At 49.1% G+C, this 3,131-nt stretch carries 1 rRNA gene; it reads left to right on the top strand.

Going from position 1 to position 3,131, the window contains the following annotated elements:
* Positions 1 to 147: 147 nt before the first annotated feature.
* A 23S ribosomal RNA gene (locus LSE01S_RS10500) occupies positions 148 to 3,066 on the top strand.
* Positions 3,067 to 3,131: the final 65 nt, after the last annotated feature.

The following is a 3,131-nucleotide window of genomic DNA, read 5'->3' as shown; positions in this document are numbered from 1 at the left end:
GTTCTTTGAAAACTAGATATTATCAATTATTTTCTTTTAATTATTTTATTAGATAATTAAACCGAGAACATTGCGTTTTGTTTTGAGTTTTTTAATTAGTTTATATCGCTAATACTCAATTAATCAGCGATTACGAAGTAATCGTTAGGTTAAGTTATGAAGGGCGCATGGTGAATGCCTTGGTACTAGGAGCCGATGAAGGACGGGACTAACACCGATATGCTTCGGGGAGCTGTACGTAAGCTTTGATCCGGAGATTTCCGAATGGGGAAACCCAATCATCTTTACCGATGATTACAACTTAGGGAATACATACTTAAGTTGAGGCAGACGTGGGGAACTGAAACATCTAAGTACCCACAGGAAGAGAAAGAAAAATCGATTCCCTAAGTAGCGGCGAGCGAACGGGGAATAGCCCAAACCAAAGAGCTTGCTCTTTGGGGTTGTAGGACTGAACATTTGAGTTACCAAAGTCAATGATAATCGAAGTGTCTGGGAAGGCACGGCATAGCGGGTGATACCCCCGTAGATGAAATCGTTGGCCCTCAGTTCAGGATCCTGAGTACGGCCACACACGTGAAACGTGGTCGGAATCCGGGAGGACCATCTCCCAAGGCTAAATACTCCCTAGTGACCGATAGTGAACCAGTACCGTGAGGGAAAGGTGAAAAGCACCCCGGAAGGGGAGTGAAATAGTTCCTGAAACCATGTGCCTACAATTAGTTAGAGCCCGTTAATGGGTGATAGCGTGCCTTTTGTAGAATGAACCGGCGAGTTACGTTAATTTGCAAGGTTAAGGTGGAAAGACCGGAGCCGTAGCGAAAGCGAGTCTGAAACGGGCGTTTCAGTAAATTGACGTAGACCCGAAACCAGGTGACCTATCCATGTCCAGGTTGAAGGTGCGGTAAAACGCACTGGAGGACCGAACCCGTGTATGTTGAAAAATGCTGGGATGAGGTGTGGATAGCGGTGAAATTCCAAACGAACTTGGAGATAGCTGGTTCTCTCCGAAATAGCTTTAGGGTTAGCCTCGGAGTCAAGAATCGTGGAGGTAGAGCCACTGTTTGGACTAGGGGCCCGTCATGGGTTACTGAATTCAGATAAACTCCGAATGCCACTGATTTATATCCGGGAGTCAGACGATGAGTGATAAGATCCACCGTCGAAAGGGGAACAGCCCAGACCATCAATTAAGGTCCCTAAATACATGCTGAGTGGAAAAGGATGTGGAGTTGCATAGACAGCTAGGATGTTGGCTCAGAAGCAGCCACCATTTAAAGAGTGCGTAATAGCTCACTAGCCGAGTGATCCTGCGCCGAAAATTTACCGGGGCTAAGCATGTTACCGAAATTATGGATGCAACCAATAGGTTGCGTGATAGGAGAGCGTTCTAAGGGCAATGAAGCCAGACCGCAAGGACTGGTGGAGCGCTTAGAAGTGAGAATGCCGGTATGAGTAGCGAAAGATCAGTGAGAATCTGATCCACCGAATGACTAAGGTTTCCTGGGGAAGGCTCGTCCTCCCAGGGTTAGTCGGGACCTAAGCCGAGGCTGAGAAGCGTAGGCGATGGATAACAGGTTGATATTCCTGTACTAGTTAATCATGTTTGAACAATGGAGGGACGCAGCAGGCTACGATATGCGCACGATTGGAAATGTGCGTTCAAGCATCAAGTCTGGCGGTGAGTTAAATGCTTATCGCTAAGGACAAGGTGTTACGAGGACCGAATTTTAGTAGGGAAGTATCCGATGTCACACTGCCGAGAAAAGCTTCTAGTTAGTGATTAATTACCCGTACCGCAAACCGACACAGGTAGTCGAGGAGAGTATCCTAAGGTGAGCGAGTGAACTCTCGTTAAGGAACTCGGCAAAATGACCCCGTAACTTCGGGAGAAGGGGTGCTGCACGCAAGTGCAGCCGCAGTGAATAGGCCCAGGCGACTGTTTATCAAAAACACAGGTTTCTGCAAAATCGTAAGATGACGTATAGGGGCTGACGCCTGCCCGGTGCTGGAAGGTTAAGTGGATGAGTTAGCTTCGGCGAAGCCCAGAAATGAAGCCCCAGTAAACGGCGGCCGTAACTATAACGGTCCTAAGGTAGCGAAATTCCTTGTCGGGTAAGTTCCGACCCGCACGAAAGGCGTAACGATCTGGGCACTGTCTCAACGAGAGACTCGGTGAAATTATATTACCTGTGAAGATGCAGGTTACCCGCGACAGGACGGAAAGACCCCATGGAGCTTTACTGTAGCTTGATATTGGGTGTTGACACAGCTTGTACAGGATAGGTCGGAGCCGTAGAACTCGGAACGCTAGTTTCGAGTGAGGCGCTGGTGGGATACGACCCTCGCTGTGTGAATACTCTAACCCACACCACTAATCGTGGTGGGAGACAGTGTCAGGTGGGCAGTTTGACTGGGGCGGTCGCCTCCTAAAAAGTAACGGAGGCGCCCAAAGGTTCTCTCAGAATGGTTGGAAATCATTCGCTGAGTGTAAAGGCAGAAGAGAGCTTGACTGCGAGACAGACAGGTCGAGCAGGGACGAAAGTCGGGCTTAGTGATCCGGTGGTACCGTATGGAAGGGCCATCGCTCAACGGATAAAAGCTACCCTGGGGATAACAGGCTTATCTCCCCCAAGAGTCCACATCGACGGGGAGGTTTGGCACCTCGATGTCGGCTCATCGCATCCTGGGGCTGTAGTCGGTCCCAAGGGTTGGGCTGTTCGCCCATTAAAGCGGTACGCGAGCTGGGTTCAGAACGTCGTGAGACAGTTCGGTCCCTATCCGTCGCGGGCGTAGGAAATTTGAGAGGAGCTGTCCTTAGTACGAGAGGACCGGGATGGACATACCTCTGGTGTACCAGTTGTGCCGCCAGGCGCATCGCTGGGTAGCTATGTATGGATGAGATAAACGCTGAAAGCATCTAAGTGTGAAACTCGCCTCGAGATGAGATTTCCCATTCCTATATGGAAGTAAGACCCCTGAGAGATGATCAGGTAGATAGGCTGGAAGTAGCAGCACCGTGAGGTGTGGAGCGGACCAGTACTAATCGGTCGAGGACTTAACCAAGTTGTACAAAACAAGGTGTTCTCAAGAGAAGATAATTGGATAATATCTAGTTTTGAAAGAATAAG

This window comes from Levilactobacillus senmaizukei DSM 21775 = NBRC 103853 (genome assembly GCF_001592085.1).
In the GTDB taxonomy this organism is placed as follows: domain Bacteria; phylum Bacillota; class Bacilli; order Lactobacillales; family Lactobacillaceae; genus Levilactobacillus; species Levilactobacillus senmaizukei.
The sequence above is the reverse complement of the archived record's forward strand: the minus strand, read 5'-3'. Positions and strand labels throughout refer to the sequence as shown.